The organism is Pseudomonas citri, from assembly GCF_025336485.1.
GTDB classification, from domain to species: Bacteria; Pseudomonadota; Gammaproteobacteria; order Pseudomonadales; family Pseudomonadaceae; genus Aquipseudomonas; species Aquipseudomonas citri.
Window position 1 is genome coordinate 1 of the sequence record NZ_JAODAB010000022.1, and the last position, 26263, is coordinate 26263.

At 61.5% G+C, this 26263-nt stretch carries 21 protein-coding genes and 2 pseudogenes; 16 read left to right on the forward strand and 7 right to left on the reverse strand.

Annotation, left to right across the window (positions count from 1 at the left end):
* Positions 1 to 110: 110 nt before the first annotated feature.
* From N4Q37_RS20825 to N4Q37_RS20835, 3 genes are all read right to left on the reverse strand, one after another.
* Complete coding sequence (locus N4Q37_RS20825) at positions 111 to 1652, reverse strand: phosphoenolpyruvate carboxykinase (protein WP_260961478.1); 1542 nt, start codon at positions 1650 to 1652, stop codon at positions 111 to 113.
* 178 nt (positions 1653 to 1830) lie between these two features.
* Positions 1831 to 2733: an Hsp33 family molecular chaperone HslO gene (hslO, locus tag N4Q37_RS20830; protein WP_260961479.1), complete on the reverse strand. Its 903-nt coding sequence runs from the start codon at positions 2731 to 2733 to the stop codon at positions 1831 to 1833.
* 194 nt (positions 2734 to 2927) lie between these two features.
* A complete protein-coding gene (locus N4Q37_RS20835; protein WP_260961480.1) occupies positions 2928 to 3332 on the reverse strand; it encodes an RNA-binding S4 domain-containing protein in 405 nt (134 codons plus the stop codon).
* Between the two features lie 236 nt (positions 3333 to 3568).
* Between N4Q37_RS20835 and rimB the strand changes: the two genes are divergently transcribed.
* Together rimB and rimK are read left to right on the forward strand one after the other, a co-directional pair.
* The gene (gene rimB, locus N4Q37_RS20840) at positions 3569 to 4051 is read left to right on the forward strand and encodes a retropepsin-like aspartic endopeptidase RimB (RefSeq protein WP_449301167.1); all 483 of its coding nucleotides are present in this window, start codon (positions 3569 to 3571) and stop codon (positions 4049 to 4051) included.
* Positions 4048 to 4953, forward strand: coding sequence for a 30S ribosomal protein S6--L-glutamate ligase (gene rimK, locus N4Q37_RS20845; RefSeq protein ID WP_260961481.1), 906 nt, complete (start codon positions 4048 to 4050; stop codon positions 4951 to 4953). The genes rimB and rimK overlap by 4 nt, the downstream gene beginning before the upstream one ends.
* Positions 4954 to 4966: 13 nt before the next feature.
* Here rimK and N4Q37_RS20850 read toward each other — a convergent pair whose 3' ends face one another.
* Entirely contained in the window at positions 4967 to 6280 is a 1314-nt protein-coding gene (locus N4Q37_RS20850) for an ATP-binding protein (protein WP_260961482.1), read from the reverse strand.
* A gap of 115 nt (positions 6281 to 6395) precedes the next feature.
* Entirely contained in the window at positions 6396 to 7136 is a 741-nt protein-coding gene (gene ompR / locus N4Q37_RS20855; protein ID WP_260961483.1) for an osmolarity response regulator transcription factor OmpR, read from the reverse strand.
* Positions 7137 to 7494: 358 nt separating this feature from the next.
* Here ompR and N4Q37_RS20860 point away from each other — a divergent pair, with 358 nt between their 5' ends.
* The 6 genes and pseudogenes from N4Q37_RS20860 (at position 7495) to tauC (ending at position 14549) form a co-directional block, all read left to right on the forward strand.
* Positions 7495 to 9819, forward strand: a complete 2325-nt coding sequence (locus N4Q37_RS20860) for a Tex family protein (protein WP_260961484.1) — start codon at positions 7495 to 7497, stop codon at positions 9817 to 9819.
* 16 nt (positions 9820 to 9835) lie between these two features.
* Positions 9836 to 9922 (forward strand): annotated as a pseudogene (locus N4Q37_RS20865) (PaaI family thioesterase); the annotation flags it as partial.
* A gap of 178 nt (positions 9923 to 10100) precedes the next feature.
* A complete protein-coding gene (gene gshA / locus N4Q37_RS20870; RefSeq protein ID WP_260961485.1) occupies positions 10101 to 11684 on the forward strand; it encodes a glutamate--cysteine ligase in 1584 nt (527 codons plus the stop codon).
* 236 nt (positions 11685 to 11920) lie between these two features.
* On the forward strand, positions 11921 to 12898 hold the full coding sequence (gene tauA, locus N4Q37_RS20875) for a taurine ABC transporter substrate-binding protein (RefSeq protein WP_260961486.1): 978 nt from the start codon (positions 11921 to 11923) through the stop codon (positions 12896 to 12898).
* Positions 12899 to 12918: 20 nt separating this feature from the next.
* The gene (tauB, locus tag N4Q37_RS20880) at positions 12919 to 13713 is read left to right on the forward strand and encodes a taurine ABC transporter ATP-binding subunit (protein WP_260961487.1); all 795 of its coding nucleotides are present in this window, start codon (positions 12919 to 12921) and stop codon (positions 13711 to 13713) included.
* Complete coding sequence (tauC, locus tag N4Q37_RS20885; protein WP_260961489.1) at positions 13710 to 14549, forward strand: taurine ABC transporter permease TauC; 840 nt, start codon at positions 13710 to 13712, stop codon at positions 14547 to 14549. The genes tauB and tauC overlap by 4 nt, the downstream gene beginning before the upstream one ends.
* Before the next feature lie 134 nt (positions 14550 to 14683).
* On the opposite strand, the pseudogene N4Q37_RS20890 reads toward tauC, so the two are convergent.
* Together N4Q37_RS20890 and betT are read right to left on the reverse strand one after the other, a co-directional pair.
* A pseudogene (locus N4Q37_RS20890) lies at positions 14684 to 14893 on the reverse strand (type II toxin-antitoxin system HicB family antitoxin); the annotation flags it as partial.
* 204 nt (positions 14894 to 15097) lie between these two features.
* Positions 15098 to 17059: a choline transporter BetT gene (gene betT, locus N4Q37_RS20895; protein WP_260961572.1), complete on the reverse strand. Its 1962-nt coding sequence runs from the start codon at positions 17057 to 17059 to the stop codon at positions 15098 to 15100.
* A 361-nt stretch (positions 17060 to 17420) separates the two neighbouring features.
* Here betT and N4Q37_RS20900 point away from each other — a divergent pair, with 361 nt between their 5' ends.
* The 8 genes from N4Q37_RS20900 (at position 17421) to N4Q37_RS20935 (ending at position 26237) form a co-directional block, all read left to right on the forward strand.
* A complete protein-coding gene (locus tag N4Q37_RS20900) occupies positions 17421 to 18413 on the forward strand; it encodes a D-cysteine desulfhydrase (RefSeq protein WP_260961490.1) in 993 nt (330 codons plus the stop codon).
* A 252-nt stretch (positions 18414 to 18665) separates the two neighbouring features.
* The gene (gene tcyJ, locus N4Q37_RS20905; RefSeq protein WP_260961491.1) at positions 18666 to 19460 is read left to right on the forward strand and encodes a cystine ABC transporter substrate-binding protein; all 795 of its coding nucleotides are present in this window, start codon (positions 18666 to 18668) and stop codon (positions 19458 to 19460) included.
* On the forward strand, positions 19460 to 20125 hold the full coding sequence (tcyL, locus tag N4Q37_RS20910; protein ID WP_260961492.1) for a cystine ABC transporter permease: 666 nt from the start codon (positions 19460 to 19462) through the stop codon (positions 20123 to 20125). The genes tcyJ and tcyL overlap by 1 nt, the downstream gene beginning before the upstream one ends.
* A 3-nt stretch (positions 20126 to 20128) precedes the next feature.
* Complete coding sequence (gene tcyN / locus N4Q37_RS20915) at positions 20129 to 20875, forward strand: L-cystine ABC transporter ATP-binding protein TcyN (RefSeq protein WP_260961493.1); 747 nt, start codon at positions 20129 to 20131, stop codon at positions 20873 to 20875.
* A gap of 479 nt (positions 20876 to 21354) precedes the next feature.
* A complete protein-coding gene (locus N4Q37_RS20920) occupies positions 21355 to 22125 on the forward strand; it encodes a hypothetical protein (protein ID WP_260961494.1) in 771 nt (256 codons plus the stop codon).
* Between the two features lie 295 nt (positions 22126 to 22420).
* On the forward strand, positions 22421 to 23662 hold the full coding sequence (locus N4Q37_RS20925; protein WP_260961495.1) for an SfnB family sulfur acquisition oxidoreductase: 1242 nt from the start codon (positions 22421 to 22423) through the stop codon (positions 23660 to 23662).
* 23 nt (positions 23663 to 23685) lie between these two features.
* Positions 23686 to 24879 (forward strand): SfnB family sulfur acquisition oxidoreductase, encoded by a 1194-nt coding sequence (locus N4Q37_RS20930; RefSeq protein ID WP_260961497.1) that lies wholly within the window; start codon positions 23686 to 23688, stop codon positions 24877 to 24879.
* A complete protein-coding gene (locus N4Q37_RS20935; protein WP_260961498.1) occupies positions 24879 to 26237 on the forward strand; it encodes an LLM class flavin-dependent oxidoreductase in 1359 nt (452 codons plus the stop codon). Before N4Q37_RS20930 ends, N4Q37_RS20935 begins: the two co-directional genes overlap by 1 nt.
* Positions 26238 to 26263 lie beyond the last annotated feature (26 nt).

A 26263-nucleotide genomic window follows, 5' to 3' on the forward strand; every position in this document is an offset into this window, starting at 1 on the left:
ATGGCCTCCGAAAACAAAACACCCTGCGAAAGCGTAGCCCTCGCAGGGTGTGGGGGTGACCATCTCATTAAGCCGCCCGGACAAGGGGCGGCTTTTTCATTCGCTAAGCCTTACAACTGCGGCCCAGCAGCCTTGATCGCGTCGCTCACATCGAACTTCTTGAAGTTCTCGGTGAACAAGCCGGCCAGCGCCTTGGCAGCTTCATCGTAGGCAGCCTTGTCAGCCCAGGTATTGCGCGGGTTCAGCAAGCCAGTCTCAACGCCAGGAACAGCCAGCGGCACGTCCAGGTTGATGATGTCCAGGTGCTCGGTTTCAGCACCGATCAGCGCGCCGCTCTGGATGGCCGCGATCACCGCACGGGTGGTCGGGATGTTGAAGCGCTTGCCGACGCCGTAGCCACCGCCGGTCCAGCCGGTGTTGACCAGGTAGACCTTGGAGCCGAAGCCACGGATACGCTTGATCAGCAGCTCCGCGTACTCACCGGCAGGGCGCGGGAAGAACGGGGCGCCGAAGCAGGTGGAGAACGTCGACTTGATGCCGCTGCCCGAGCCCATTTCGGTCGAGCCCACCAGAGCGGTGTAGCCGGACAGGAAGTGGTAGGCGGCTTGTTCTTCACTAAGGATCGACACAGGTGGCAGTACGCCGGTCAGGTCGCAGGTCAGGAAGATCACGGCATTGGGCTCGCCGCCGAGGTTTTTCTCCGAACGCTTCTCGACGTGCTCCAGCGGGTAGGCGGCACGGCTGTTCTGGGTCAGGCTGCCATCGGCGTAGTCAGCCTTCTTGGCAGCATCCAGTACAACGTTTTCCAACACCGCACCGTGCTTGATGGCTTTCCAGATGACCGGCTCGTTCTTCTCGGACAGGTCGATGCACTTGGCATAGCAACCGCCTTCGATGTTGAACACCACGCCCTCGCCCCAACCGTGCTCGTCGTCACCGATCAGGTAACGGCTTTCATCGGCGGACAGGGTGGTCTTGCCGGTGCCCGACAAACCGAAGAACAGGGTAACGTCACCTTCTTCGCCGATGTTGGCGGCGCAGTGCATCGGCAGCACGTCGGCGGCCGGCAGCAGGAAGTTCTGCACGGAGAACATGGCTTTCTTCATTTCACCGGCGTAGCGCATACCAGCGATCAGCACTTTCTTCTGGGCGAAGTTGAGGATCACGCAACCATCGGAGTTGGTGCCGTCACGCTCTGGAACGCATTCGAAGTTGGCAACGTTGAGCACCTGCCATTCTTCACGGCCAGCCGGGTTGTACTGGGCCGGGTTGATGAACAGGCAACGACCGAACAGGTTCTGCCAGGCAGTCTGGGTGGTCATCTTCACGGCCAGGTAGTGCTCTTGGGCAGCACCTACATGCACATGGGAAACAAAATGCTCTTGCGCGTTGTTGAACGCCTCGACGCGAGCCCACAGGGCATCGAACTTGTCGGCCGGGAACTTGCGGTTGATCGGGCCCCAAGCGATAGCATCCTGGGTGGTTGGCTCTTCCACGATGAAACGGTCGACTGGCGAGCGACCGGTACGGTGACCGGTACGGACAACCAGCGCGCCAGTATCGGCAAGCTCGCCTTCACCGCGATTCAGGGCTTCTTTGACCAGTTCATCGACACTCAGATCGGTGTACACGGTGTTATTGGCTTGCGTCATGAGATTCCCCGTCGGCCCTTGGCCGAGTGCTCCAAACGTTTTGTAGTAGGAAGTCGCGCACTACTACCCGAAAAAAGTGGGCCGGATTATGCCAGAAACGCCCAAAAAAAGTAGGGCCCTCCCGTCAGTACGGCGTAAATCCGGCGTTTGACAGGAGATTTACCTGCGCTGAACCGTTTTAGTGACGAGTATCTGACGGTGCGTCGACACCCGCTCCGGCGAACAATTGAGCGACGTCCGCCGCATCGAACAGATAGCGCTCGTTGCAAAACTGGCAATCGATCTCGATGGCGCCGCCATGCTCGATCACCAGTTGCTGGGCATCTTCCCGCCCCAAACTGACCAACGCATTGCCAGAACGTTCACGAGAGCAACTGCATTGGAAGCGCAACGGCTGCCCATCGAACAGGCGAACGGCTTCCTGGTGGTAGAGGCGATGCAACACCGTTTCGTTGTCCAGGCCCAGCAGTTCATCGGCGCTCAGGGTGCTGGCCAGAGCGGTAACGTGTTGCCAACTGGCTTCACGTTCCTCGGGGTCACGCAGGCGTTCAGCGGGCAACTGTTGCAGCAGCAGGCCACGGGCGCGCCGTCCATCGGCGTAGAGCCAGAAGCCGGTGTTGGTCTGCTGGGACATGACGAAGTAATTGGTGAAGCATTCGGCGAGGGATGCACCGTCGAGATCGACGATGCCTTGGTAGCGCTTGCCGTGGGTCGGATCGACGGTCAGGGCCAACACGCCGTTGGGCATCAGCTCGGCCAGGGTCGCGTCCGGCGCGATCTGTTCGCCGTGATAACGGGCCAGGCCACGGATTTCACGCTCACTGGAGCACTCGATCATCAGCAGGGGCACCGGGCCTTCGGAACGTGCCTGGAGAATCAGCAAGCCATCGAACTTCAGGGTGCCGACCAACAACGCCGCGGCGGCCATCAGTTCGCCCAGCAACTGCGCAACAGGCTCCGGGTACGGGTGCTTGGCGAGGACCTCGGCGTAGCTACGCTCCAACGCAACCAGCTCGCCGCGCACGTCGCTGTCATCGAAGATGAAACGTTGGGTGTAGTCGGTGTCCGAAAAATCAGTCATAGAGTCTGGTATCTGAGGGGATGGCAAATGATGGCGCGCATTTTATGGGCATTCAGGGTGCGTTCCAAGCAAGGTGTGGGCTTGCCTGACGGGCAGGCGCTTACAACTCATCCGAATGGGTAGGCTGGCACATTGTGGCGAGGGCGCTTGTTCCCTCGCCACAGGAACGTCACTGGCCTCCAGCCAGCGATGCGCTACTCGCTGTTGCTGTCATGGAACTTGAACAGATCCCGGCGCTGCTTCTTGCTCGGCTTGCCATCGGTGCTGACACCCAGGGCACCGGCCTTGCGTTGCGCCGCCGCGGCTTCGCGCTTGGCAATGCTGGCTTCGGTTTCGCGATACAGGGCCTGTGCTTCGGGCGCGCCGCGACGCACGATCGACAATGCTTCAACCACCACGGTTTTCTCATCGAAACCGGTACGGATGACAAACTCATCGCCCACACGCGGTTCCTTGCCCGGCTTGCATCGCTCGCCCCGGTGATGGACCTTGCCGCTTTCGATGGCGGCCTTGGCGAGGGCACGCGTTTTGTAGAACCGCGCCGCCCACAGCCATTTATCAAGACGGACCTTATCGTCTTCTTCTTTTTTCTGCGCCACTGCACATCCTCTTTCTGCCAACCGTCAGAACTGTACTACCGTTTTTGTCGGGGGCACGAATCCGGTCCGACAGATAGAATGCCCGCCGAACCGCCTTCACCAGTACGGGTCGGCGCATCGAAGGTCACGAATGCAAACAGTCGAGTAGATAACTGTCGCCATTTTGTGATTATTCTGCGTGAATACCGCGACTCACGAAGTCCACGATCCGAAGTACCGATCGCAGGTTTTTTTCATTGAAGACTTTTGACCATCTGACCGTTGTCGGCCTACGCGAATGGGTGGCGCTCCCGGATCTGGGAGTTGCCGGCCTACGGGCAAAGATCGACACCGGTGCCAGCACCTCCAGCCTGCACGCCACCGACATCGAGCCGTTCGAGCGCGACGGGGAAAAGTGGGTGCGCTTCACAGCGCACCTCGGCACGGTGGTGCAATTGCGCCATCGCCGCTGCGAAGCCCCGTTGGTGACGCGCAAGACCATAAAAAGCTCCAATGGTCAGGCCCAGGTCCGCTACGTGATCAGTACCACGCTGGCACTGGGCGACCGGATCTGGCGAGTCGAGTTTACCCTTGCCTGTCGCAAATCCATGCGTTACCGCCTGTTACTGGGTTCCAAGGCTTTGATCGATGGCCAATTGGTGGTCAATCCAGGCGTCAAATATGTTCAAGACAAGCCGGTATTCCCGGTGTCCACTACCTCTGCCACAGGTGTTGCATGAAGATCGCTGTGCTGTCGCGTAATCCGCGTCTGTATTCCACTCGTCGCCTGGTTGAAGCCGGGACCGAACGTGGCCATGAAATGGTGGTGATCGACACCCTGCGCGCCTACATGAACATTGCCAGCCACAAGCCGCAGATCCACTACCGTGGCAAGCCGCTCGAGGGGTTCGACGCGGTGATCCCGCGGATTGGCGCATCGGTCACCTTCTACGGCTGCGCCGTGCTGCGTCAGTTCGAGATGATGGGGGTTTTTCCCCTCAACGAGTCCGTGGCCATCGCTCGTGCCCGGGACAAACTCCGTTCGCTGCAACTGCTGTCACGGCGCGGCATCGGCTTGCCGGTGACCGGCTTTGCCCACTCGCCCGACGACATCCCCGACCTGATCGCCATGGTCAACGGCGCGCCGCTGGTGATCAAGGTGCTGGAAGGCACCCAGGGCATCGGCGTGGTCCTGTGTGAAACCGCGACGGCAGCGGAATCGGTGATCGAGGCGTTCATGGGCTTGAAGCAGAACATCATGGTCCAGGAATACATCAAGGAAGCCGGCGGCGCGGACATTCGCTGTTTCGTGGTCGGCGACAAGGTGATTGCCTCGATGAAGCGCCAGGCCCGGCCCGGGGAATTTCGCTCCAACCTGCATCGTGGTGGCAGCGCCAGCCTGATCAAGATCACCCCGGAAGAGCGCATGACCGCCCTGCGCGCGGCCAAAGTCATGGGCCTGACCGTGGCGGGCGTGGACATCCTGCGCTCCAACCACGGGCCGCTGGTAATGGAAGTCAACTCCTCACCGGGCCTGGAAGGCATCGAGACCACCACGGGCAAGAACGTGGCGGGCATCATCATCGAGCACTTGGAAAAAAATGGCGGGCCGAACATGACTCGGACCAAGGGCAAAGGCTAAGAAGCAGCTGCCCCTAAACCGCATCCCGCGGCAGCATCAACCCCAACGGCAACCGCACCCGCGCTTCCAGGCCGCCACCGGCGCGGTTGCGCAGCTCGACGTTGCCGCCATGCATCGAGGCGATGCGCTTGACGATGGCCAGCCCCAGCCCCGTGCCCTTCCCGCCCCGGGCACGATCCCCCCGGGTGAAGGGGTTGAAAATGGCTTCCAACTCCGACGAATCGATTCCGGCACCCCGGTCCATGACGCTCAGCACCACATAAGGCGCATTGGTATCACCGGACACATACGCCGCCACTTCGACTCCCGTACCGGCATGGTTCAGGGCGTTGCCGATCAGGTTATTCAACAACCGCTTCATCGACACCCGGCGCAGTGGAAACGGCTGGATTGGCTCCAGGCGCAAGTGGACTTTTTCAGCATTCTGGTTGTAGGGCGCGACCACTTCCCGCACCAGTTCGCTGAGGTCCACCTCTTCGACGGACTCGTCACGGCCGTCACGAATGAACGCCAGGAACTGGTCGAGGATCGCATCCATGTCTTCAATGTCGCGGACCATGTCATCGGTCAGTTCGGTGTGCTCGCCCATCAGCTCCAGCGACAACCTCAGGCGGGTCAGCGGTGTGCGCAAGTCGTGGGAGACACCCGCCAGCATCAGTTCGCGCTCGCGCCCGGCCTGCTCGACGTCCTCGGCCATCTGGTTGAATGCGCGATAGACCTCGGTCATTTCGCTGGGCGTGTCGCTGATGGGCAGCCTCACGCTACGGCCCTGGCCCAGTTGACGGGCGGCGTAGACCAGGCGCTTCAAGGGCTGGTTGAGCTGGCTGACGAAGATCCACGCCGATGCCGTCGACAGCAGGCCGATGGCCAGGAACCAGCCGAGTACGTTCCAGATTTTCTGGCCGCGCAGCGGATGCGGGTACAACGGTACCTTCAGCCAGCCGTCCCCCAGACTTGGGGCCCGGACCCACAATGCGGGCGGTGAATGCATGCGCAGCCGGACCTCGGTATCGGCACCGAGCTCGGCCTGCATCTGGCGTTGGTAAATCTCGCTGTAGGGCCAGTGCTGCTCGCCTTCCGGCACACCGGCACCGACGACCCGGATCAGGGTCGCCGCTTCGGCGATCTTCGCCCGATTGTTCTCATCGGCAGCCCAATAGGCCCGCAGGGTCAAGGCAACACCATGGCTGTATTGCCGGTCCACCAGCACGTCTTCATTCATGAGCAGGTAGACGAGCGTCAGCGCCTTGGAGAAGAGCACGACGATCAGCACCAGCCAGAGGGTGCGGGAGAAGAAACTCTGGGGGAACCAAACCGGGGTTTTCATGAATAACCGCTACACACTTGCAGGAACGAGCGATGCTCGCACAATGACGGACTGCGAGTCGCCTGGAAGAAGGTTTTCACCCTCTCCCAAGCCACTCGCTCCTACAAATCGCCGATCATTTGCTGGCGGCGCCGTCCGGAACGAACACATAACCCACGCCCCAGACCGTCTGGATATAACGTGGCTTGGAAGGATCGGGCTCGATCATCCGGCGCAGACGGGAAATCTGCACGTCGATGGAGCGCTCCAGCGCATCCCACTCGCGACCACGGGCCAGGTTCATCAGCTTGTCGCGGGTCAACGGTTGGCGGGCGTTCATCACCAGGGCCTTGAGCACCGCGAACTCACCGGTGGTGAGCATGTGGACTTCATTACCGCGCTTGAGCTCGCGGGTGGCCAGGGACAGTTCATAGTCGCCGAAGGTCACGCTTTCATCTTCACTGCCCGGCGCGCCCGGTACCGGAGCCGACTGGCGACGCAGGACCGCCTTGACCCGGGCCATCAACTCGTCGGGGTTGAACGGCTTGGCCAGGTAATCGTCGGCGCCCAGTTCAAGGCCCTTGATACGGCTCAGTTCGTCGCCCTTGGCGGTGAGCATGATGATCGGGATCTGGTTGTTGGCGCCACGCAGGCGACGGCAGGCAGTGAGACCATCTTCACCGGGCAGCATCAGGTCGAGCACCACCAGGTTGAAGACTTCCCGGGCCAGCAGTCGATCCATTTGTTCGGTGTTCGGGACAGTGCGGGCGCGGTAGCCCTTGCTGACGAAAAAGCGCTCCAGCAGGCTGCTCAGCCCCGGATCGTCGTCAACGATTAGAATTTTTTCGCCTTCAGCAGTTTGTGCAGTGCTGCTCATAGGAAGCTCCTTTGATCTCGGCGCGCATTATGGCCTAGCTGCCGTTATACGCACCGTGTGCATTGTTAGCAGATTTTTCCTCTATCTCCATGAATTCGGGTATCTGGCCTACAGACCACGTCCCCCCCTCAAGACGGAACGCTGGTTATAATGCGCGGCCCTTTGTGCCAGGGAATACCGCTCCGTGCCGTCCCTGGCGTGCCAGTGCCTTGCGTTGGCCAGGCAGCACTTTTTGAATTTCGCAGGTCAAGGCAGCCTTTTGACCCAGGCAGCGGCGCGTGCCAGGCCGCTCAACCAGTCTCGCCGAGCCCCGTTCCCGCGGTGGCGAGCCTGATTTCACAATTTGTCAGGTGGTTTTATGGACAGCATCAACAGCCGCATTGCCGAAGAACTCGGCGTACGCCCACAACAGGTCGAAGCGGCCGTCGCGCTACTCGATGAAGGCTCTACGGTGCCTTTCATCGCCCGTTACCGGAAAGAAGTGACCGGCAGCCTCGATGACACTCAATTGCGTCATCTGGAGGAACGCCTGCGCTACCTGCGAGAACTCGACGAACGGCGCATCAGCATCCTGGCCAGTATCCAGGAACAGGGCAAGCTGACCCCCGCACTCGAACGCGACATCAAGCAGGCCGACACCAAGACCCGCCTCGAAGACTTGTACCTGCCCTACAAGCAAAAACGCCGCACCAAGGGTCAGATTGCCCTGGAAGCCGGCCTCGGCGAGCTGGCCGACGGCCTGTTCAACGACCCGACCCTGGCCCCGGAAACCGAAGCGACACGCTTCGTCGATGCCGAAAAAGGCGTGGCCGACGTCAAGGCTGCCCTGGAAGGCGCCAAGTACATCCTCATGGAGCGTTTCGCCGAAGACGCGAACCTGCTGGAAAAATTGCGCAACTTCCTCAAGCAGGAAGCCATCCTCAGCGCCCGCGTGATCGCTGGCAAGGAAGAGGAAGGCGCCAAGTTCCGCGACTATTTCGAACATGACGAACCGCTCAAGAGCGTGCCGTCCCACCGCGCCCTGGCGATTTTCCGCGGGCGCAACGAAGGCGTCCTCAGTTCTGCGCTGAAGGTTGGCGAAGAGTTGCCCGGCACCATGCACCCGTGCGAAGGCATGATCGGCCAGCAGTTCGGCATCCAGAACCAGAACCGCGCCGCCGACAAATGGCTGGGCGAAGTGGTGCGCTGGACCTGGAAGGTCAAGCTCTACACCCACCTGGAAACCGACCTGCTGGGCGAGTTGCGCGACAGCGCCGAGACCGAAGCGATCAACGTGTTTGCCCACAACCTGCATGACCTGCTGCTGGCCGCCCCGGCCGGCCCGCGCGCGACCCTGGGCCTGGACCCGGGCCTGCGTACCGGCTGCAAGGTGGCGGTGGTGGACTCCACCGGCAAGCTGCTGGACCACGCCACGGTCTACCCGCACGTGCCGCACAACAAATGGGACCAGACCCTCGCCGTGCTCGCTGCCCTGTGCGCCAAGCACTCGGTGGACCTGATCGCCATCGGCAACGGCACCGCCAGCCGTGAGACCGACAAGCTGGCCGCCGAGCTGATCAAGAAATACCCAGCGATGAAAATGACCAAGGTCATGGTCTCCGAGGCCGGCGCTTCGGTTTATTCCGCGTCGGAACTCGCCGCTCGGGAATTCCCCGACCTGGACGTGTCGATCCGTGGCGCGGTGTCCATCGCCCGGCGCTTGCAGGATCCGCTGGCGGAGCTGGTGAAGATCGATCCGAAGTCCATCGGCGTCGGCCAATACCAGCACGACGTTTCCCAATTGAAGTTGGCCCGTGGGCTGGATGCCGTGGTGGAAGATTGCGTGAACGCCGTGGGTGTGGACGTGAACACCGCTTCGGTGGCCCTGTTGGCACGTATTTCCGGCCTCAACGCCACCCTGGCGCAGAACATCGTCACCCACCGCGACGAGCACGGCGCCTTCAAAACCCGCGCCGCGCTGAAGAAAGTCCCGCGCCTGGGTGAAAAAACCTTCGAACAGGCCGCCGGCTTCCTGCGGGTCATGAACGGTGACAACCCATTGGACTCGTCCGCGGTTCACCCCGAGGCCTACCCGCTGGTGCAACGCATCGCTGCGCAGACCGACCGCGACATTCGCTCGCTGATCGGCGACGCCGCGTTCCTCAAGCGCCTGGATCCGAAGAAGTTCACCGACGAAACCTTCGGCCTGCCCACCGTGACCGACATTCTCCAGGAACTGGAGAAACCAGGCCGCGACCCGCGTCCGGAGTTCAAGACCGCCGAGTTCCAGGAAGGCGTCGAAGACCTCAAGGACCTGCAACCGGGCATGATCCTCGAAGGCGTGGTGACCAACGTCACCAATTTCGGTGCGTTCGTTGACATCGGTGTGCATCAGGACGGCCTGGTGCACATCTCGGCCTTGTCGGAGAAGTTCATCAAGGACCCGCGTGAGGCGGTGAAAGCCGGTGATGTGGTGAAAGTGAAGGTCATGGAAGTCGACATCCCGCGCAAACGCGTCGGCCTGTCGATGCGCATGAGCGACACGCCGGGCGAAAAAATCGACGGTGCCCGTGGCGCGCGTCCCGGCTCGACACCTCGTCAGCCGCAGAACAACGCACCACGCAAGGAAACCGCCACCGCAGCCCCAGCCAACAACGCCATGGCCTCGCTGTTCGCCAACGCCAAACAACTTAAGAAGCGCTGAGGCACGCGCCGGCCTGGTCATCCATCCGGGCCGGCGCACACAGGTGCTGATCCAAGACGACAAACTGGTCGCAAAAGCGCAAGGCACGTTCGCTGTCCTGTAGCTGCCTGTCATCGATTTGGGGTAATTTCGGTACAGTGGTGTCGCAACGCCCCACAAGGGAATTGCGGCGATCAATTCTTGCAGCAAAAACCAGGCGAAAACGCCAGTTTTAACTTCACCCTTGTAGACCGTCCTGCCCACCCCCATATTGGGGCGACTGACGCGTGAAGGAATTCAACTTGAGCGACCTTTTAAACCGCCGCCTGGCCCTGCTCGGCGAGCGCGCCAACCTCTCCCTGCTCGAACAATGCCTGCACGGCATCGAGCGTGAATGCCTGCGCGTCACGGCCACAGGGCGCTTGGCGCAGACTCCGCACCCGCAGGCCCTGGGTTCGGCGCTGACCAACGAGCAGATCACCACGGACTATTCCGAGTCGTTGCTGGAGTTCATCACCCCGGCCCTCGCCAACCCGGCCGACACCCTGCACAGCCTCGACAAGATCCACCGCTTTGCCTACAGCAAACTGGGCGACGAATACCTGTGGAGCCCTTCGATGCCGTGTCCGCTGCCGGCCGAAGAGGACATTCCGATCGCGTATTACGGCACGTCGAACATCGGTCGCCTCAAGTATGTCTATCGCAAGGGCCTGGCCCTGCGCTACGGCAAGACCATGCAATGCATTGCCGGGATCCACTACAACTTTTCCCTGCCGGAAAAGCTCTGGCCGCTGCTGCGACAGAACGAAGCCGCCGAGATGAGCGACCGCGATTTCCAATCGTCGGCCTACATCGCGCTGATCCGTAACTTCCGGCGCTACAGCTGGTTGCTGATGTACCTGTTCGGCGCCTCGCCAGCCTTGGATGTCGGCTTCCTGCGGGGGCGTGCGCACCAGTTGGAACAACTGGATCCGGACACCCTGTACCTGCCCTACGCCACCAGCCTGCGCATGAGCGACCTGGGTTACCAGAGCAACGCCCAGGCCGGCCTGACGCCGTGCTACAACGACCTGACCAGCTACACCGACAGCCTGCGCAAAGCGGTGGCAACGCCTTATGCGCCGTACGTCGAAATCGGCACGCACCAGGACGGCGAGTGGGTGCAGCTCAACACCAACATCCTGCAGATCGAAAACGAGTACTACTCCAATATCCGCCCCAAACGCGTGACCTACACCGGCGAGCGTCCGATCCAGGCATTGATGGCCCGGGGTATCCAGTACATCGAAGTGCGTTGCCTGGACATCAACCCGTTCCTGCCGATGGGCATCGACCTCACCGAAGCGCGGTTCCTCGATGCCTTCCTGCTGTATTGTGGCCTGAACGACAGCCCGCAGCTCGAAAACAACGAGTGCGGCAATGCCACAAGCAACTTCCTGAGCGTGGTCAAGGAAGGCCGCAAGCCGGGCTTGCAGTTGCAACGCGGGGGCGAATGGGTGGACATGCAGGCCTGGGCCACCGAATTGCTGGAGAAAATCGCACCGTTGGCCTCGTTGCTCGATCAAGCCCAAGGTGGCGACGCCCACCGCCAGGCGGTGGATGGGCAACTGGCGAAAGTCCGCGATCCATCCCTGACACCTTCCGCCCGGGTGCTCGCCGCCATGGCCGAGCACGGCGAAAGTTTCGCCCAGTTCTCCCTGCGCCAGAGCAAGGTCCACGCCGAGTTCTTCCGCGCCGAGCCTTTGCCCGCCCAGGACCAAACGGCGTTCGACGAAGCTGCCCGTGAGTCACTGGCCCAGCAAGCCGAGCTGGAGCAGAACGAGGTGGGTGATTTCGACGTGTTCGTGGGTTCGTATCAGGCGAGCATCCTGGCGATCAGTAACTGACGAGCTGTGGGAGCAAAGCTTGCTCGCGAAACAGGCACCTCGGTTTCTGAGAAACCGCATCGCCTCCGTCGCGGGCAAGCCTTGCTCCCACAGGCCGGAGACTTGAGCCTCGGACGATCGACGCGGCAAATTTTTCGCAGATAAGCTCATGCAAAAAAGTTATTTATTTTTTAATTCTTAGATCATTTAGTCTCCTCAAACGCCGACTTTCCGGCAGCCTGTTGAGGAGTCTTGCCATGACCTTGAGTTTCCCCCTTCGCCTTCTCGCGGCCGCCTCCCTGGCTGCCGCAAGTCTGTTTGCCCAGGCAGCCGACCTGACCGTCGCCTACCAGACCACCGTCGACCCGGCCAAAGTCGCCCAGGCCGACGGCGCCTATGAGAAAGCCACCCAGGCCAAGATCGACTGGCGCAAGTTCGACAACGGCGCTGATGTGATCACGGCCATCGCTTCGGGCGATGTGCAGATCGGTTACCTTGGTTCCAGCCCGCTGACCGCTGCCATCTCCCGCAAAGTGCCGGTGGAAACCTTCCTCATCGCCACCCAGATCGGCGCAGCCGAGGCCTTGGTGGTTCGCGACGGTGCCGGGATCAAGACTCCGCAAGATTTGATCGGCAAGAAAATCGCCGTGCCGTTTGTGTCCACCGGTCACTACAGCCTGCTCGCGGCGCTGAAGCATTGGAACATCGATCCCTCGAAAGTCACCGTCCTCAATCTCGCACCACCGGCCATCATCGCTGCCTGGAAACGCGGCGACATCGACGCCACCTACGTCTGGGACCCGGCCCTGGGCGTGGCCAAGGAAAACGGCAAGGTGCTGATCACTTCGGCAGAACTGGCCAAGTTCGGCGCGCCAACCTTCGACGCCTGGATCGTGCGCAAGGACTTCGCCCAGAAGCACCCTGAAATCGTCACGGCCTTCGCCAAGGTCACCCTCGACGCCTACGCCCAGTACCGCAAGGATCCGCAAGCCTGGCTGGCCAATGCGGCCAACGTCGACAAACTGGTCAAGCTCTCCGGAGCCAAGGCCAGCGATGTTCCCCTGCTGCTGCAAGGCAACGTCTTTCCCTTGGCGGCCGACCAGGTCGTGAGCCTCGGCGCACCCACCACCCAAGCCATCACTGACACCGCGGCGTTCCTCAAAGAGCAAGGCAAGGTCGAAGCCGTGCTACCGGACTACGCGCCTTACGTCAGCGCCAAGTACATCACTCGCTGATCAGCAAAGGGAGACACGCGATGGCCTTGCTACAACTGGAGCGCATCAGTGCCCAGTACCCCGGTGCGACGGAACCAGTGCTGGCGGATATCTCATTGAGCCTGGGCCCGAAGCAATTGCTGGTTGCCCTCGGCCCCTCCGGCAGTGGCAAGACCTCGCTGCTGAACCTGATTGCCGGATTCGTCGAGCCCAGCGCCGGGCACATCACCCTGGACGGCGTCCCCGTCAGCGGCCCAAACGCCGAACGCGGCGTGGTGTTCCAGGATGATGCGCTGTTGCCTTGGCAGGACGTATTGGCCAACGTTGGCTTTGGTCTGGAACTGGCCGGGATCCCCAGACAAGAGCGCGAGGCCCGCGCCCGGGAGATGCTGGCCCTGGTGGACCTGGCCGGTTTCGACCAGCGTCGCATCTGGCAGCTTTCCGGGGGGCAGAAGCAGCGTGTCGGCCTGGCCCGTGCGCTGGCGGCCGATCCGCGCGTGCTGCTGATGGATGAACCGTTCGGCGCACTGGATGCGTTCACCCGCGAACAAATGCAGGAGCTGTTGCTGCAAGTCTGGCAACGCACCGCCAAGCCGGTGTTCCTGATCACCCACGACATTGAAGAAGCCGTGTTCCTGGCAACCGACCTTATCCTGCTGGCGCCCAATCCGGGCCAGGTTGTCGAACGCCTGGCACTGGATTTCGGCCGACGCTACGGGGCCGGTGAGTCCGCACGGTCGATCAAATCCGACCCGCGCTTTATCGAAACCCGCGAGCATGTGCTCGCCAAGGTGTTCTCCCAACGCAGCACCACTCGGCCACAGGAGCGCCCATGAGCAGTTACGACATTCCAGTGGTGATCAGCGAGCCTGCGGCCAAGCGGCCCGCCGTCAACGCGAGACTCCACCTGAGCATCCGCGGGATCAGTGCCCTGACCCTGATCGTCTTGCTGGCCGTCTGGTGGGTCGTCACCGCCAGCGGCCTGATCGAGCCGCTGTTCCTGCCCTCGCCGTCCGCCGTCCTGCAAAAAGGCTGGCTGCTGGCAACCAGCGGCTATATGGACTCCACCCTCTGGCAGCACTTGGCCGCCAGCCTTGGGCGAATCGGCCTGGGCTTGTTGTTCGCGGTGCTGACAGCGGTGCCAGTGGGCATCGCCATCGGCGCCAACCGCATCGCCCGTGGCGTGCTCGACCCCTTGATCGAGTTCTACCGACCGATTCCACCGTTGGCCTACCTGCCGCTGATCGTGATCTGGTGCGGCATCGGCGAGTTGTCGAAAGTGCTGCTGATTTACCTGGCGATCTTCGCCCCGATCGCCATCGCCACCGCCACCGGCGTGCGCACCGTAGACCCGGCCAAGTTACGGGCCGCGCAATCGTTGGGCGCCACCCGGATCCAGCTGATTCGCCATGTGATCGTGCCCAGCGCCCTGCCGGACATCCTCACCGGCATTCGCATCGGCCTGGGCGTGGGCTGGTCGACATTGGTCGCCGCCGAACTGATCGCCGCCACCAGCGGCCTGGGATTCATGGTGCAATCGGCGGCGCAATTTCTCGTCACCGACGTCGTGATCCTCGGGATCCTGGTGATTGCACTGATTGCCTTCGCCATGGAAATGGGCTTGCGCGCCCTGCAACGCAAACTGGTGCCGTGGCACGGCCAGGTCCATTGAATGATCACGCCGAGGAATCGACGCCCAGGAAAAACCCGCTGCTGTCCGATCCAACGAACACACCACCCACCTGTGGCGAGGAGGCTTCGCTGGCCTGCAAAGCAGGCCCCTGCATGACGTCAGGCAGACCGAACCGGATTGTCGAGATGATCGTCAATTTCGTGGATCTGCGGCAGCGGCTCGCCGTCAGCTATCAGCCCCTCATAATGCAATGAGAGCGCTTCCTTCACATTCTCGAATGCCTGGCTCACGGTGCTGCCTGCGGAGAAACAATCCGGTACATCCGGGACAGTCACTCCGTATTCGGAATCGGCATCCTTGTGCAGAACGACCGGAAATTTCATGTGGGCGAATCCTTCCTCCAGATCCGGTAACCGCAGCGACAGCTCTGCCGGAAAACTCTAGCTGCGAAAGGTGATTTCGATACACACAATACACACCTTGAAAAAAGATTAGCGCATTTCAGCCTCCCGTCACCAACCGGTCATCGCGCCTGCGCAAACGCCTCCACTGGGCCCAGGCCGGCGATGGCCGAGGCGTTATTCCGATCAGCGCACTAAATGCAGGAACTGCATGTGTCGCTCGTACTGGTCGAGGATATCGTTGATGACCTGCTCGCGGCTGTAGCCCACCAGGTCGTAATCCTGGCTGCCCTCGCTCAAGTGCACTTCGGCACGGTAGTAACGACGGTTGTTCAGTTCCTTGGAACCCATGCCTCCCCGGGCGAACGACGGTGTGAAGTAACCGCACATCTGCACCTGGTAGATGAATGGATGCTGCTCGCCATGGCCGATCTCCAGGCTGACGCTGTCGTTGGCCGGGTCTGGCTGGGCGACCACCGTCAGGCCCTTCTCGACGAACACCGCCGTCACGTCTTCAATGGCTGGGCGCACCGTGCTGTCGAGGAAACGGTACACCTCGTCACGGGACGGAAAATGCACCGCCTGGCTCAAGCGCTGGCGCCAGCCACCCTTGCCCCGTCGCGACGCGGACACCGGCGCCAGGGAATGCATCTGCGCGATCCGCTTCTGGGATTCGAGATAGAACGCCTTGTGCAGGCCCCACATCATCAACAGCAGAATCAGCGAGAACGGCAGGGACGTCAGCACCACCGCCGACTTCAGGGCATCGATGCTGCCGGAGAACAGCAAGGCGCTGGTCACCAGGGCCGTCATCGCCCCCCAGAACACCCGCAGCCATTTCGGTCCGTCTTCATCAGGGTTGCCGCCCTTGGCCGACAGCGTCGAAAGCACCACGGTGCCGGAGTCGGCGGACGTGACGAAAAACACGAAGCTGATGAACACCGTGACGGCGATGACGGTCTTGCTCCACGGGTAGGTTTCCAGCAGCAGGTAAAGGCTCATCGACGGGTTATCCAGGGCGGACATGCCCAAGGCGCTCATACCGTGGTTCAACACCTGGTCGATGGCGCTGTTGCCGAAAATCGACATCCACGCCAGGGTGAAACCCAGGGGGATCAGCAGCACGCCAAAGACGAATTCGCGGATGGTGCGACCACGGGATATTCGCGCAATGAACAGCCCCACGAACGGCGACCAGGCGATCCACCAGGCCCAGTAGAACACCGTCCAGCCGCCCAGCCAGTCACTGGGTTCGTTGTAGGCGTACAGGTCGAAACTTTTCATCGGCAGGGCGCCGAGATAATCCCCGACATTCTGGATCAGGGTATTGAGCAAATGCTGGGTGGGACCTGCGAACAGCACGAACAGCAACAACGCACAGGCCAGCAGCATGTTGATGTCGGACATGACCCGCACGCCCTTGTCGACGCCGGCCACCGCGACGATGATCGCCGCCCCCATCATCAGCACGATCAAACCCACCTGGACCCACTGGGTGTGGTCGATGCCGAACAGATAATCGAGCCCGGAGTTGAGGTGCAGCACGCCAAAGCCCATGTCCGCGCCGAGGCCGAACACTGTCGCGATGATGCCAAAGCCGTCCACCGCGTAGCCGAGGGGGCCGTTGATGCGTTTGCCGATCAATGGGTACAGCGCCGAACGCAGAGCCAGCGGCAAATTGTGTCGATAGGCGAAATAAGCCAGGGCCATGCCGACGAAAGCGAACACGCCCCAGCCGTGCAGGCCCCAGTGCAAGAACAGAATCTGCATGGCCTGGCGTGCCGCCTGCGCGGTGCCGGCCTCGCCTTGGGGCGGCTGCACCATGTGGGTCAATGGTTCGGAGACGCAGAAGAAAAACAGCGTGATGCTGATCCCGGCGGCGAACAGCATGCCGGCCCAGGACAGGTAACTGAATTCGGGCTCGTCGTGGTCGGCACCGAGCTTGATCTTGCCGTAGCCGGACAAGGCGGTGACCACCACGAAGACCAGATACAGCGTCATCGCCAGCATGTAGTACCAGCCGACCGTATTGGCCGCCCAGTTCTGCGCCGCCAGCAACCACGCGCCGGCTTGCGTGGGCAGCATGATCACCACCAGGCCGAACAAGAGAATGAACGTCGCCGCGAAGTAGAACACTGGCCGGTTCATGCGGACCAGGCCGCTGGGAGGAAGGGACGAGGCATTCATGAACGAAGCACCTCGCAAAGCAACATCGGGACAATCGAAAACGGACTCGGCAAAGGCAAGCCTCCTGTTGTGAGCGGGCAGCAAACCAATGGTTTAACTTGAATGAGCGTTCAAGTTAAACATAGATAGGTGGCTAAGGACTAATCGCAAGGCTAGACGGTACGTTTCCTACGTCGACCTGCGGGAGGGTATGACGGTGCTGGGGAAGTATTCGTTCAGTTAGCGTAAAGCCCCTGGCCGAGCGAGCGGCTTCCACATGCCGGTTGCCCATGGATACCCACGTGCCTATAGTCCAGACATTTCCTACAACCAGTACGGACCCATGATCAAACAACAGCTGGCGCGTTTTAACCGTCTCGACCTGCTCGGCCACCCGACTCCCCTGGAAAAACTCGATCGTCTCTCTACCTGGCTCGGTCGCGACATCTACATCAAGCGTGACGACCTGACCCCGCTGGCGCTGGGCGGCAACAAACTGCGCAAGCTCGAGTACCTCGCCGCCGACGCCCTGGCCCAAGGTGCAGACACGCTGATCACCGCAGGCGCGATCCAATCCAACCATGTGCGCCAGACCGCTGCCCTGGCGGCCAAACTGGGCCTGGGCTGCGTGGCCCTGCTGGAAAACCCCATCGGCACCGAGGACAGCAACTACCTGGGCAACGGCAACCGGCTGTTACTGGAGCTGTTCGACGCCAAGGTCGAACTGGTGGAGAACCTGGACAACGCCGATGAGCAATTGCAGGCCCTGGCCAGTCGCCTGCGCAGCAATGGGAAAAAACCTTACCTGGTACCGATTGGTGGTTCGAATGCCTTGGGCGCGCTGGGGTATGTGCGCGCCGGCCTGGAGCTGGCCGAGCAGATCAAGGACACCGGGCTCGAATTCTCCGCCGTGGTATTGGCTTCGGGCAGCGCGGGCACCCACAGCGGCCTGGCGTTGGCCCTGAGCGAGACGCTGCCGCAGCTTCCGGTGATTGGCGTAACGGTTTCGCGCAGCGAGGAGGACCAGTTTCCGAAGGTCCAGGGTCTTGCCGAACGCATCGCCCAGTTGCTGGATGTGGCGCTCCCAGCCGCGTTCAAGGTCAACTTGTGGGACGAATATTTCGCGCCCCGCTACGGCGAGCCGAACGCCGGGACCCTGGCGGCGGTCAAGCTGCTCGCCAGCCAGGAAGGCCTGCTGCTGGACCCGGTCTACACCGGCAAGGCCATGGCCGGCCTGCTCGACGGCATCGGTCGCGACCGCTTCGACGACGGCCCGATCCTGTTCCTGCACACCGGTGGCGCGCCGGCGTTGTTTGCCTACAGCGCGGCGTTTTGAAAAGAGGGATGACTTCTTTAGTGGGAGCGAACAGGCTCGCTCCCACTAAAGAACGATAAATTCCATATTGGAATATAAGATTTAGTTAATATTATTTTCCAATCTATATCGGTCACCCTATAGTCTCGCCACAAGGCGCATTTGCCGCGAGACGCACGACCTGCTTTAAGGCAGGATGTGGCAATCTTTTCCAATCGCGGCTACGCCTTTCTATCCAGATAACGTCTTCATAAGAAAACACAGGGGCTTGTCATGAATTTTTCCGCATTACGTCGCAACCTGTTGGTGGGTTCGCTGGGCCTGGCATTGGGTGTCGGCTTGTTGGGGCAAGCGGTTGCCGGTGAGCAGCTGCAAACGATCAAAGACAAAGGCGTGATCAATATCGGCCTGGAAGGCACTTACCCACCCTTCAGCTTCGTCGATGCCGACGGCAAGCTGGCCGGTTTCGAAGTGGAATTCTCCGAAGCCCTGGCCAAGGAGCTGGGCGTGAAGGTCAAACTGCAACCGACCAAATGGGACGGGATTCTCGCAGCACTGGAATCCAAGCGCCTGGACGCGGTGATCAACCAGGTGACCATTTCCGAAGAGCGCAAGAAGAAGTATGACTTCTCCCAGCCCTACACCGTTTCCGGTATTCAGGCGCTGGTACTGACCAAGAACAAAGACACCTTCAAGACGGCTGCGGATCTGTCCGGCAAGAAGGTCGGCGTAGGTCTGGGCACCAACTACGAACAGTGGGTCAAAGCCAATGTACCCGGCGCTGACGTGCGTACCTATGAAGATGATCCGACCAAGTTCCAGGACCTGCGTGTCGGTCGCATCGACGCTATCCTGATCGACCGCCTCGCAGCACTGGAATACGCCAAGAAAGCCAAGGACACAACGGCCGCCGGCGAAGCGTTCTCCCGCCAGGAATCCGGTATCGCCCTGCGCAAAGGCGAGCCCGAGTTGCTGGATGCGATCAACAAGGCCATCGACAAACTGCGCGCCGACGGCACCCTCGCCAAGATCTCGCAGAAGTACTTCAACGCTGACGTCACGAAATAATGGAAGACGCTTTTCAACTTGCGCTGGACTCCGCGCCCTTCCTGCTCAAGGGCGCGTACTACACCGTCATCCTCAGCCTGGGCGGCATGTTCTTCGGTTTGCTGCTCGGGTTCGGCCTGGCGTTGATGCGTTTGTCACGCTTCAAACCGGTGAACTGGATCGCCCGCATCTACGTGTCGTTCTTTCGCGGCACACCGTTGCTGGTGCAGTTGTTCGTGATCTATTACGGGTTGCCGCAACTGGGCGTCGAACTCGACCCGCTACCGGCGGCCCTGATCGGCTTTTCGCTGAACATGGCCGCCTATGCGTGTGAAATCCTGCGGGCGGCCATCGGCTCCATCGAGCGCGGCCAATGGGAAGCGGCGGCGAGTATCGGCATGACCCGCGCCCAGACCCTGCGTCGGGCCATCCTGCCGCAGGCGGCGCGCACAGCCTTGCCACCGTTGGGCAACAGCTTCATCTCCCTGGTCAAGGACACCGCGCTGGCGGCGACCATCCAGGTGCCGGAGCTGTTCCGCCAGGCGCAGCTGATCACTGCCCGAACCTTCGAAATCTTCACCATGTATCTTGCCGCCGCGCTGATCTACTGGATTCTGGCGAGCGTGCTCGCGCATCTGCAGAACATCCTGGAAGCCCGGGTCAATCGGCATGACCAGGAGTCCTGACCCATGATTGTCGTGGAAAAACTGACAAAGCAGTTCAAGGGTCAGGTGGTGCTCAACGGCATCGACCTGAAGATCGAAGAAGGCGAAGTGGTCGCGATCATCGGCCCCAGCGGCTCGGGCAAGACCACGTTCCTGCGCTGCCTGAACTTCCTCGAAGAACCCAGCAGCGGCCGGATCAAGGTCGGTAACATCGAAATCGATGGCAGCCGCCCGCTGAACCAGCAGCAGGGGCTGGTGCGTCGCTTACGCCAGCAGGTGGGCTTCGTGTTCCAGAACTTCAACCTGTTTCCTCACCGCACCGCGTTGGAGAACGTCATCGAAGGTCCGCTGGTGGTGAAGAAAACACCGCGTGCCGAGGCCGAAAGCCTGGGCCGTAAGCTCTTGGCCAAGGTGGGCCTGGCCGGCAAGGAAGACGCCTATCCACGTCGCCTTTCCGGCGGCCAGCAACAGCGCGTGGCGATTGCCCGGGCGTTGGCGATGGAGCCTGCGGTGATCCTGTTCGATGAGCCGACCTCGGCCCTCGATCCGGAACTGGTGGGCGAAGTATTGGCGACCATCCGTGGGCTCGCGCAAGAGAAGCGCACCATGGTCATCGTGACCCATGAAATGGGTTTTGCCCGGGACGTGGCCAACCGCGTGGTGTTTTTTGACAAAGGCGTGATCGTCGAGCAAGGCGAAGCCAAGGCGTTGTTCGCCTCCCCCAAGGAAGAGCGTACCCGCCAATTCCTCAGCAAGTTCCTCTCGGCCTGATACGGCGTCGGGCAAATTATTGAGGGCGCTATCACTTCCAGGGATGGAAGTGAGGCAATGCGACCGTTATGGATATATCGCAACCTCCTCTTGCCTCGCGCTTCTGTGCGACCTGCACATATCTCCATAACAATTTCCCTTGTCCACGCTCGATCCAACTTCACTGACAGGCCTTTCGCTCAAAAGGCCTCACGCCTGGACGAGCCGAGGAAAAAGACGTTTGGCGCCGAGCATAATTAACGCCAGCGTGTAGGATATTTCTGAAGACTTGCACAATGTTTTATCCAGCAAGTGCCTCTATTGACACTGAAACTGTTGAGCCCTTATTTAAGGCCAACAGGCGATGCACATTATTTTTGTTCTGCGCGGCGGTCCACTGTCACCAAGGTTGATAACCGCGCAATTAAATATGTCGCGATGATTGAACGCCGTTGCTTTGCCCGAAATGGATTTCGCTTTCAAGCATCAAGGAGAACCGCATGACATGTACGTCGAACATCACCGCCCTGGCCGCACCCACCCTGGCCAATGCCCACCGCAGCGGCATCAGCATCAGCAGCGCCGCCCACCTGGAGGTCACCATCGCCGCCTATCCCGGCATGGACACAGGCGACTTGATCGAGCTGTTCTGGGACGACTGCTACGTCGGCTCGCACCTGGTGACGCCGCCGGATGTACAGGACAGCGTCACGTTACGAATACCGGAAAGCTTCATTGCCAACGGAACCTCATCCATCCATTACCGCGTAATGCAGGTCGGACGCGACCCCGCGCTGTCGGCCAAACGCCGGGTGCAGGTCAAGCTCGATTGCCCTGGCGGCCAGCCATCGGCCTTGAGTGGCGACGAGAACCAAGGGTTGGCACCCGTGCGGATTCCCGATGCCATTCGTCGCCATGGCGTGAACCCCAATCAGATCAAGCGCGGTGTACCGCTGACCATCGCCCCCTACCTGAACATGGCGGTTGGCGATGCGGTGACGCTGCGCTGGGGTGATGTGCGCATGGACCTGCCTGCGGTCACGACTGGCGAGGTCGGCCAGCCGATCAATATCTGGGTGCCGCCGGAGATCATTCTTGAAGCGGGAGAAGACCTGCGCCTGGAAGTGACTTACTGCATCCTCGACCGGGTGGGCAACAATTCCCAATGGGCGCCGCCGCGAACGTTGAAGATCGGTTGCGCCAATCCTTACCTCAAGAGCCGGTCGAAAGAGGCGCTCATGGTCGCCGAGCCGTACCGCACAAAAGCTTGATTGGGGCCCACTGCTGTTCATTCAAGAACAACGATGAACCTGTGGCGAGGGAGCCCCTCGCCACAAAGGCCTCTTCATCCCCATGAGCGCACAAAACCAACCTATTCATATTCCTAAAAGTTAGTTCAAAAACGGTTTATACACGTCTAGGGTATATACACCGGACCACCGGACATTCCTGTTTTTGTTCGCCGCAAAACGCGGCGTCTTAGAGATGTGAGGTGGGTATGGTACGGAACACGAACACCCCAGCGCAGGGCGCCAAGGCGCTGCCAGCAGCCATGGAGCGGCGGTGATGTCGGACTTGGCGCAAGCAAAGGTCCAGAGCGACCTGGACATCGCCCCGCTGTTGTTGCCAGCCCAGGTGCTGCGCAACGATGCCGAGGCCATCAAGGCCGCCCGGGAACTGGCGCAAGTGGCCCGCCAGCAAGCCGCGCGGCGCGACCAGCAGCGCAAGCTGCCCTGGTCGGAGATCGAGCAATTCACTCGTAGCGGACTGGGGAGCATCGCCATTCCCCGGGCATACGGTGGCCCGCAGGTCTCGTTCGTCACCATCGCCGACGTCTTCGCGATCATTTCCGCTGCCGACCCGGCCCTGGGACAGATCCCGCAAAACCAGTTTGGCATTCTCCAGCTGATCTTCGGCACAGGCACCGAACGGCAGAAAAAACTCCTCCTGCAAAGCGTGCTCGAAGGCTGGCGCATCGGCAATGCCGGGCCGGAACGTGGCGTTCGCAATACCCTTGAACTCAAGACCCGAATCACCGCCGACGGCGACAGTTTTGTCATCAATGGCCAAAAGTTCTATTCCACCGGCGCGCTGTTCGCCCATTGGGTGGCGGTCAAGGCGCTCAACGACGAGGGACGGCAAGTGCTGGCGTTCGTGCGTCGCGGTACACCGGGCCTGCGTATCGTCGACGACTGGTCGGGCTTCGGTCAGCGCACCACGGCCAGCGGCACCGTGTTGCTCAACAACGTGCGCGTCGACGCCGACCTGGTGCTGGATAACTGGCGCATCAACGAAGCGCCGAATGTGCAAGGCGCGATCTCACAGCTGATCCAGGCCGCCATCGACGCCGGCATTGCCCGGGGTGCCATCGACGATGCCATCGCCTTCGTTCGCGAACGCGCCCGACCGTGGATCGACGCCAAGGTCGACCGGGCCAGCGACGACCTCTACGTGATCGCCGACGTCGGCAAATTGAAGATCGAACTGCACGCCGCCGAAGCACTGCTGCGCAAGTCCGCACAAGTGCTGGACGAAGTCAGCGCCGCCCCCATCACCGAGCAGTCGGCTGCACGCGCCTCGATTGCCGTGGCCGAGGCCAAGGTGCTGACCACAGAGATCGCCCTGCAGGCCAGCGAGAAACTCTTCGAGCTGGCCGGCAGCCGTGCCACCCTCGCCGAATTCAACCTCGACCGCCACTGGCGCAACGCTCGGGTGCACACCCTGCACGACCCGGTGCGCTGGAAATACCACGCGATAGGCGCCTATCGCCTGAACGGCACCTTGCCGGCCCGGCATTCCTGGATCTGACGACCCGACCTCTGGAGCAGCACATGACGCTTTCCCAACACGTCGCGGTGATCGCCAGCGATGAACAAGCCCTGATCGTGGCCAGCGACCTGGCCGATGACTTCAAGCGCGACAGCGCCCTGCGCGACCGCGAGCGTCGCCTGCCGCGCCCGGAGCTGGAGGCCTTTTCCCGCTCCGGCCTGTGGGGCATCAGCGTACCCAAGGCCTACGGCGGTGCCGGCGTTTCCAACGTTACGCTGGCCAAGGTCATCGCGCTGATCGCCCAGGCCGACGGTTCCCTCGGACAGATTCCGCAGAACCACTACTACGCCCTGGAAGTGCTGCGGGTGAATGGCAGCGAAGCGCAAAAGCAGCGCCTGTACGCCGAAGTGCTGGCCGGACAGCGATTCGGCAATGCCCTGGCCGAGTTGGGGACCAAGACCGCCCACGACCGCACCACCCAACTGCGCCGTGACGGCGCGGGCTATCGCATCAACGGTCGCAAGTTCTACGCCACGGGCGCGATCTATGCCCAGCGCATCCCCACGTCAGTGGTGGATGAGCACGGCGTGCAGCAACTGGCATTCGTACCCCGCAACAGTAAAGGTCTGACGGTAATCGACGATTGGAGCGGTTTTGGCCAGCGCACCACGGGCAGCGGCTCGGTGGTATTCGAAGATGTCTACGTAGCCGCCGAAGACGTCGTGCCGTTCCAGAGCGCCTTCGAACGCCCCACGCCCGTCGGGCCGCTGGCGCAGATTCTTCACGCCGCCATCGACACCGGCATCGCCCGCGCCGCCTATGAGGACGCCCTGCATTTTGTCCGGACTAAAACCCGACCGTGGATCGATGCCACCAGCGACATCGCCACCGAAGACCCCCACACCCTCAAGAGCTTCGGCCAACTGAGCATCCGCCTGCACGCCGCCGAAGCCTTGCTGGAGCGCGCTGGCGAGTTTCTCGACCAGGCCCAGGCCGCCCCGGATGCCGACACGGTCGCCGCCGCCTCGATCGCCGTGGCCGAAGCCCGCGCCATCAGCACCGAAACTTCCCTGGCTGCCGGCACCACCCTGTTCGAACTGGCCGGCAGCCAGGCGACCCTGGCCGAACACGGCCTCGATCGTCACTGGCGCAACGCCCGGGTGCACACGCTGCACGACCCGGTGCGCTGGAAATACCACGCGGTGGGCAACTTCTATCTCAACGATGAAAAGCCGCCGCTGCGGGGGACGATCTGATGGCGGCCGGCAAGAAAAAGATCCTGCTCAATGCGTTCAACATGAACTGCATCGGGCACATCAATCATGGCCTGTGGACTCATCCGCAGGATACCTCGACCCAGTACAACACCCTCGAATACTGGACGGAGCTGGCCACATTGCTCGAGCGCGGATTGTTCGACGGGTTGTTTCTCGCCGACATCGTCGGGGTGTACGACGTGTATCAGCAGTCGGTGGACGTCACGCTCAAAGAGTCGATCCAGTTGCCGGTCAACGATCCGTTGCTGCTGGTCTGCGCGATGGCCGCCGTGACGAAAAACCTCGGCTTCGGCCTCACCGCCAACCTCACCTACGAGCCGCCCTACCTGTTCGCCCGTCGCATGAGCACCCTCGATCACCTGAGTCGCGGTCGGGTCGGCTGGAACATCGTTACCGGTTATCTGGACAGCGCGGCCAAGGCCATGGGCCTGACCGCACAAGTCGAGCACGATCGCCGTTACGACCAGGCCGACGAATACCTGCAAGTGCTCTACAAGCTCTGGGAAGGCAGTTGGGAAAACGACGCGGTGGTCAACGACCGTGCGCAGCGGATTTATGCCCGGCCAGAGAAGGTGCATAAGGTCCGCCACCACGGCGAGTTCTACCAGGTCGAGGGCTATCACCTTTGCGAACCCTCGCCCCAGCGCACACCGGTGCTGTTCCAGGCCGGCAGTTCGGAGCGCGGCTTGCTGTTCGCCGGGCGGCATGCCGAGTGCGTGTTCATCAGCGGCCAGAACAAGCTGGCGACCAAGGCCCAGGTGGACAAGGTCCGCGCCAGCGCCGCCCGAGCCGGGCGCAACCCCGGGGACATCAAGGTGTTCATGGGCCTGAACGTGATCGTCGGCGAGACCGAAGCGGCCGCCTGGGCCAAGCATGTCGAGTATCGGGGCTACGCCAGCGCCGAGGCTGGGGTGGCGCATTTCTCCGCCTCCACGGGCATCGATTTCTCCGCGTACGAACTGGACGAGCCGATCCAGTACGTCAAGAGCAACGCCATCCAGTCCGCCACCAAGACCCTGCAAAACAACGATTGGACCCGGCGCAGATTGCTGGAGCAACACGCCCTGGGCGGCCGCTACATCACAGTGGTCGGTTCGCCCGAGCAGGTGGCCGATGAGCTGGAGTCATGGATCGCCGAAACCGGCCTCGACGGCTTCAACCTGACCCGCATCGTCACGCCGCAAAGCTATGTGGATTTCATCGAGCTGGTGATCCCCGAACTACAACGGCGCGGCTCGTACAAGACCGAATACGACAGCGGCACCCTGCGCGAGAAGCTGTTTCACGCAGAAGCTCATCTACCCGGACAACACACGGGGTCGACCTACCGGCACTGACCCCTGTGGGAGCAAAGCTTGCTCGC